Raw genomic sequence first — 6403 nt, forward strand, 5'->3', positions numbered from 1 at the left:
CTCGCACACGAGGTATGTAACATCGCAAGTGTCCTCATTTCGAGGATCATCGCTGCGGCTACGCGCTGCTTCGCTGTGGCAACACGCCACATCGGTGGGCGCCTGGATTTGCAGCCGCGCCTCGCCGGTTTCGCAGCATCGGGACGGGAGTCCTGATCATGCGCGGCACCGATCGAACCGATGTCTACACTCGGATCACCAACGAGATCGTGGCGGCGATCGAGGCTGGGACCGGCGAGTGGCGCGCGCCATGGCATCACGACGGCAGCAGTATTGCTCGACCGATCAACTTGAGCTCGGGAAGGCGCTATCGCGGCATCAACACGGTGGCGCTGTGGGTCGCAGCCATGAACAGCGACTATGCCGACGGGCTCTGGGGCACTTACCGCCAGTGGGATGCAGCCGGCGCGCAGGTCCGCAAGGGCGAGCGCGCCACAACGGTCGTGTTCTGGAAGCAGGTTGAGAGGGGCAACGACAGCGCGTCAGACGATGATGAAGGCGGTCACAGGAAGATGTTCGCGCGCGCCTTCTCGGTGTTCAACGTTGCGCAGGTCGATGGTTACGAGTCCGCGCCGGTCGTCGGGTTGTCGCAAGAGCAACGGCACGCCGATGCCGAGACTTTTATCGGCAACCTTGGCGTCGCAACCGTCTTCGGAGGTTCCGAAGCATATTATCGGCCGTCGAGCGACGTCGTGCACATGCCGCCGTTCGATCGATTCCGTGAAGCTGCGTCGTTCTACGGCGTTTGGCTGCACGAGAACGGACATGCTTCGGGGGCCAAGCATCGCCTGGATCGTGATCTCTCCGGGCGCTTCGGTTCGGCTTCCTATGCGGCCGAGGAGTGCTGCGTCGAGATCCTGAGCGGCCTCATCCTCGCGGATCTGGGGATCGCCCATCATCCGCGGCCCGATCACGCGGCGTACATCGCCTCGTGGCTCAAGGTGCTCAAGGAAGACCCGCGCGCCATCTTCACGGCGGCCAGCAAGGCGCAGCAGGCCGCGGACTGGATGTGGGCACAGCAGCCCGCTGAGGTGGCGCGCGCGGCTTGACCAGGGTCGATCACTCTCGGACCTGTTTGGGAGCCCGACCTATGCGAGGCTGCCCTTCGCGACGCCTAAGGGCTGTGCAGCCCGATGTTGACGGAGCAGGGCTTCAAGCCTGGCTTCCGCGCTTCTCGCACGATGGAGCAGCGTCAGGTTCTCGCTGGACAGCTCGCGCCGCTCCTCGGCGTGACCGCGAGCGTCGGCGCGCAGGCGCGCCAGCTCGGCCTCGAGCTCGACGATCCTGGTCGCCAGGTCACGTGCAGGAGCGCCAGGCGCTGCGGCGGCTTCGATCTCGTCGAGGATGTCGCGATGGGTTGCATAAAGCGGATTGCGGCTGCGCCCCGCCTCGCGCGCGACCGCAGCCGGTGTGATCCGGACCACCTGCCCGATGTGGTCAGGGTGACGTCCTTCTCCCCTGACCAGCCTCGCCAGTGCGGCGCGGTAGCTGCGAGCAGCGGATTGCCCGCGCGAAGTCGGCTCAAGCTTGCCCATCATCATCTCCGATCTGTGCGAGCACGGCATCACATTGTCCGATGGCCTCGTTGAGCACCGCAGCGGTCATCGGATTGGCGACGGGCAGGAGCGCCGCATTGCGTGCTCGACGATCTCGCCAGTAAGGCACGTGCTTCCTCTCGATCACCATGTTGGCGCACTTGAGGCATACCGCCGGAGCGCGCGCCGCCTCATCGGGTTCGATTTCGCCGCCGCACCGCGCGGTTTCCTGCTGGAACACGCACCAGCCATAGTCGCACGCGTGGATCCTCAGATCCGTTTCCTCGAGGATGAACGCAATGTAGTCGCGCCGCACCTGCTCGCCCGCCCGTCCGCGGAACCGGGCGTTGCGGGCGGTGATGCGCTCGCCCATCCTGCCGCCAAGCTGGCGCGCCGAGAGCAGCCGGTCCAACGCTTCCGCAGTCTCCGCTCGTGCCTCATGGTCGACCAGTTGGTTGAGGTCGAAGTCGCTTCCAACGTAGCCGCGCGCGGTCATGGCCACCGAGGCATGCTTGAAGTGCTCGGCCAGACCCAGCAGCTGCGACCGATCGCGCCTTGCAACGAACCGGGCGAACGTCTTGCGGAACTGGTGCGTGCTGAACAGCCATGGCTTTCCCTCATGGTCCGGTACGCCGACGGCCCGCGCAAAGTCGTTTATGCGCCAGGACATGTGCATGTATGTCACCGGCACGATCGCGCAGCGCTGCGTGTTTCTGACGAGGAACAGCTCGTCGCGTCCCGACGCAACGCGCAGCCCGGCACTCAACCGCTCCAGCAGCGCCACAGCCCGAACGACCAGCGCGGGCGCCACCCATCGTTCCTCGCGGCCTTCCGGATCATCGACGGTCTTGAACAACCTCGCCACGACATAAGCCTGGTCCACCCCGGACTCGCCGATCGGACGAAGCTCGATTGCGCCGACCCTCATCGATAGGATCTCACTCACCCTCATCCCGACGAACCCGGCGATTACGATGAAGCATGCCTCGGCGAGATGGGTTGTGGCGTGACGAACCGCGTACGCGCCATCGAGCGCCCCGCCCGAAGGACCATGCAAGCCCGCTTCCCGCAGGGCCTTGCGAGCCACGTAAGAGGCGTTCCGCCGGGCGCCCGTCGCCCGCCCGCGCAGCCATGCGGCCTGGCGGATCGCTTCGGCGGAGAGGATGGTTTCACCGTACTCCTCGACCCAGCAAAGTGCCGCAGACAGGATAGCAACGGCGATGGCATCGGGGATGAACGGGATCGTGCCCTTTGTCGCGCGGCTGTGTCCGGCTGCCTCGTAAGTTGTCTCCAGCGGCAGCGGATCGCTCATTGGCGCGTCGTCGAGCTTTGCGCGCTGCCGATAGAGATCCTTGATCGCCAGGAGATAGCCCGTGATGGTGGCGGTCCGCATCCGGCCCGGGCTGCCCGCCCGAGCACTGCGCTGGCGCAGCCATACGCACAGGCGCTCAACGGCGCCGGCGTCGATTTCGGCAAAGCGCCGCAGCCCCTCGCGCGCCATCCATCCGACGATAGTGCGTAGGATTGTTGCCTTGGATTGAAGCGAGGATAGTGACGATCGTTTGCGACCTGGTGGCGGATTGAGGTACATCGACCACAGGAAGTGCCTGGCCGCGCGCAGCAAATGCGCATGATCTCTCACGCTGATCTCGGCCCCGTTCGGCAAGGGCCTGAACCAGTTGACCCGGTTCTGGTCGGCCCGCCTGCCAGGAGTACGGATATCGAGCAGCCATTCCTCGTCCCCGAACCGGCTCCAGGGCGAGACGCGCGCATCCTCCCACGATGGAGCAGCTGCGAGGGGGCGGGGGCTGGGCTTCATTCGATCGGCGGGAGCAACGCAAGTGGTATTCCCGCGACCGCGGCGCGCATCATCTCGGGGAAGCGCGGCAGGATGTCGTGCTCGAGGATTTCCAGCTTGGGCGCGTAGAGCTGCCGCCAGCGTTCGCTTGCCATTGCGCCGCGCGCCGCCGTGAGCGCGGCGCGTGTCGACAAGAGGCGGACGAGGACATCTTCGTCGAGCGGGATCACGGCATTGGGACAGGTGAAGCAACCGAGCCAGGCAGTGCACATCTCGCCCTTGCGTTGGTTCTCGGCCACACCGGCGAACGGATCGCGGCAACTGAACCCGGCTGCGGTCGCATGACTGGCGATGATGATCTGCTCGTGTGCGACCGAAGGCTCTTCGGATGCTCGGACCATTTCGACGAACCGCGCCTGAAGGCGCCCGATCGCGGCCGCTTGCGCCCGACGCACCCGGGGGCGATCGACGTAGCGTTGCGTCGTGTCGGGGGTGGCATGATTGGCAAGCGCCTGCGTCTTGAGGATGTCGTGACCAAGACGCTCGTGCGCGAGCGTCAGACCTGTCGCGCGCAGCATCGCAAGCGTCAGGTCCAGCGGCCTGCCGGCATCATCGACGAGCCCGTGTCGCGCCACGAAGCGGCGGGTCAGCTTGGTGGCCATGTAATGGGGGATCACGCCGATCGCGCGCGAAGCGGACACCATGCCGGTCAGGAACAGCGACGTCCGCTCACGCGGCTGCGCATGCGGCACCAGTCTCTCGGTCAACGCGAGGACCTGATCGATCAATGTCGGAACCGAGAAGGTCTTGTCCTTGAGGAAGCTGCGCCGCTGCTCGCGGCTGCTGCGCCCCTTGTGCCATCTCACGATGACCCGCCCATCGAGCAGCACATGCTCGCTCATGCAGTCCCGCTGGAGCAAGCGCAGCGCGTCAGGATTGGCGTAAGTCTGCGCTCCGATCGCGATCATGTAAGCCACGATCGTCTCCGGAAGCGCGAACAGCCGAGCGGCGACCGCCGCTATGCCGCCTTTGTGGACGATTGCATTTTGGAGCCGCCACAGCACGGCTCCCTTGCGCAACATGTCGATGGCCTTCGGCGGAACACCGCCGAACCGGTCGTCGATCACGGCGAGCATCACCCCGAGATTGTCGAGATCGAGCCGGGCAAGATCGGGCTCGGCCGCAATGGCGGCACGGTCGGTCCTGGCGAGCGCGGCTCGCCCTTCCTCGAACTGGCCCCAGGCCTCAGTGATTTCCGCGCGAGCTGCGGCGAGTACGCGCTCCATTTCGTCACGGCTGAGCGCCGTTCGCTGCCGCGCGTCGGCATTCTTGCGCGGGAACGCATTGAACGGGATCTCAAGTTCCGGATTGACCAGGTCGGGGCGATTTCGGCCAAGCCACGCGATCAGCTGCTTGACCATCGACCAGCGGCTGTATCGAGTGCCCTTGCTCCACGGTTTTGTGCCAAGCCAGACGATGTACGCGTGCAACGTGTTGGTCTCGACATCGCGTACGGCCATGATGCTCGGATCATGTTCGGCCACGAAGGCGAGCCACAGCTTGATCGCGCTGTAGGCGTTGATCCGGTTCGCCGGTTGCTTCACCGCGTAGTGATGTCGGAACGCCAGTGCCAGTTCGGCGGCCATCGCTGGCCGCTCGGTGAACACGGAGAAGTCGAACGAGCGCTCGAGCTTGCCTTCTGCGTCAACGATGTTGACCACGAGAGCACCGGGATTTCCGACCAACGGCTCGGGCGACGGCTCGACCCGGTAATCCTTACGCCGGGGCGGCATCTAGAGCAGCGCGTCATAGAGTTCGTCGATCGAGGCCTCGATCACCGACAGATCGGTTTCGACGACGCGCAGGTAGACCGACGTGGTCGCAAGATCGGCGTGTCCGAGTAGCACCTGCAGCGTCAGCAGCGGATTGAGGTCTTGATTTTCCCGCGCTTCGCGCTGAAGGAAGCGCAGCATGGCCGCAGCAAAGGTGTGCCGCAGCGCATGGAACGTCGCCGCGATTCCGACGGATTGCGCAGCGGCCGTGAACATCACGCCGATCCTGCGTGGGGTCATCGGCTCACCGCGTTCGGTCAGGAACAGCGCATCGGTCATGAAGTCAGGATTTCGTCGCGCGGCGCGCCGTAGCACGACCGCGCGTTCCTCTCGGACATAGGCGCGCGTGCGATCGATCAATGTCGCAGGCGGATAGATCATCCGCGCCCGCCCGCCTTTGGTCTGCTCGAGCTGCACCGGAACCATTGGCTCCGACCCGGACCGACGCAGCTGGCGCAATGTAAGGCCCGCCACTTCCATCCGGCGGACACCCGTGGTCACCGCCCATTCGACCATCAGCCGGTCGCGTGAGGACATCCCCGACACGATCCGCCGGATCGTCTCTGGTGACAGAGGGCGCGGCAGCATCGGCACGTGCCGCACCGTGAGCTCGTTGGCCCGGCTGCGTCCGCCGCTGGCGTCGACATGTGCAAGGAACCCCAGCGGCCGGCTTCGCGACAAGGCGATGTCCTGGGCTGCGAAGGGAACTTGGGTCATCAGGCCGGCGGCAACGCTCCAGCGGTAGAACCGCGCTATGGTTCTGAGGCGGCCGTTGATTGTGCTGCGCGCGAGCGACTGGCCGGTTTCGCGACGAGGACGCAGCATCTGATCGCGATAAGCAGCCAGTTCACCCGCGCCGACCTCATCCCATTTCCAGCCATTGGCCTCGAGCGTCTGCCACCAGTCGTACAGAGCTTCGCCGTAAGTCCGCCAGGTTTGCGAGCTGCGTGTTCGTCCGCGCACCAGCGCGACATGCATCAGCCAGGCGCACGCCGGCTCGATCAGCCGCATTCGGGCATCAAGAAGGATCGGAACGTCTTCGACCGATGACCCATCGGGCCGGAATGCGGACGTCGAGAACAGCAGCTGCGCCATACCCGCTCCTCGATATTTTCCGGACGGGGAGGGCCCTCGGGCCCTCCCCGTCCGGCAGAGAAGAGGGGGCTCGAAACAAGTGTCCTGATTGAATGGCAGAAGAGGACAGAAAGGACACGCTATGGATGGAACCTACCACGAGG

Annotated in this window: 5 protein-coding genes; 1 reads left to right on the forward strand and 4 read right to left on the reverse strand. The window is 65.2% G+C overall.

Going from position 1 to position 6403, the window contains the following annotated elements; translation table 11 throughout:
* Nucleotides 1-158 precede the first annotated feature (158 nt).
* Nucleotides 159-1049, forward strand: coding sequence for an ArdC family protein (locus AQZ52_RS17430; RefSeq protein WP_067913936.1), 891 nt, complete (start codon nt 159-161; stop codon nt 1047-1049).
* Nucleotides 1050-1088: 39 nt separating this feature from the next.
* On the opposite strand, the gene AQZ52_RS17435 is transcribed toward AQZ52_RS17430, so the two are convergent.
* From AQZ52_RS17435 to AQZ52_RS17450, 4 genes are all read right to left on the reverse strand, one after another.
* Nucleotides 1089-1541 carry a hypothetical protein gene (locus tag AQZ52_RS17435; RefSeq protein WP_240481742.1) on the reverse strand — a complete coding sequence of 151 codons (453 nt, stop codon included), beginning with the start codon at nt 1539-1541 and terminating at the stop codon, nt 1089-1091.
* Complete coding sequence (locus AQZ52_RS18930) at nt 1522-3354, reverse strand: site-specific integrase (RefSeq protein ID WP_067913943.1); 1833 nt, start codon at nt 3352-3354, stop codon at nt 1522-1524. The genes AQZ52_RS17435 and AQZ52_RS18930 overlap by 20 nt, the downstream gene beginning before the upstream one ends.
* A complete protein-coding gene (locus tag AQZ52_RS17445; RefSeq protein WP_240481744.1) occupies nt 3351-4979 on the reverse strand; it encodes a site-specific integrase in 1629 nt (542 codons plus the stop codon). The genes AQZ52_RS18930 and AQZ52_RS17445 overlap by 4 nt, the downstream gene beginning before the upstream one ends.
* 147 nt (nt 4980-5126) lie before the next feature.
* Nucleotides 5127-6260 (reverse strand): tyrosine-type recombinase/integrase, encoded by a 1134-nt coding sequence (locus AQZ52_RS17450; protein WP_067913949.1) that lies wholly within the window; start codon nt 6258-6260, stop codon nt 5127-5129.
* Between the last annotated feature and the right edge of the window lie 143 nt (nt 6261-6403).

It is taken from the genome of Novosphingobium fuchskuhlense (assembly GCF_001519075.1).
Classification (GTDB): domain Bacteria; phylum Pseudomonadota; class Alphaproteobacteria; order Sphingomonadales; family Sphingomonadaceae; genus Novosphingobium; species Novosphingobium fuchskuhlense.

What these genes read in the sequence shown, in the direction of transcription:
- AQZ52_RS17430 (WP_067913936.1), top strand. Translation starts at nt 159, where the DNA reads ATGCGCGGCACCGATCGAACCGATGTCTACACTCGGATCACCAACGAG.
- AQZ52_RS17435 (WP_240481742.1), bottom strand. Translation starts at nt 1,541, where the DNA reads ATGATGATGGGCAAGCTTGAGCCGACTTCGCGCGGGCAATCCGCTGCT.
- AQZ52_RS18930 (WP_067913943.1), bottom strand. Translation starts at nt 3,354, where the DNA reads ATGAAGCCCAGCCCCCGCCCCCTCGCAGCTGCTCCATCGTGGGAGGAT.
- AQZ52_RS17445 (WP_240481744.1), bottom strand. Translation starts at nt 4,979, where the DNA reads ATGGCCGCCGAACTGGCACTGGCGTTCCGACATCACTACGCGGTGAAG.
- AQZ52_RS17450 (WP_067913949.1), bottom strand. Translation starts at nt 6,260, where the DNA reads ATGGCGCAGCTGCTGTTCTCGACGTCCGCATTCCGGCCCGATGGGTCA.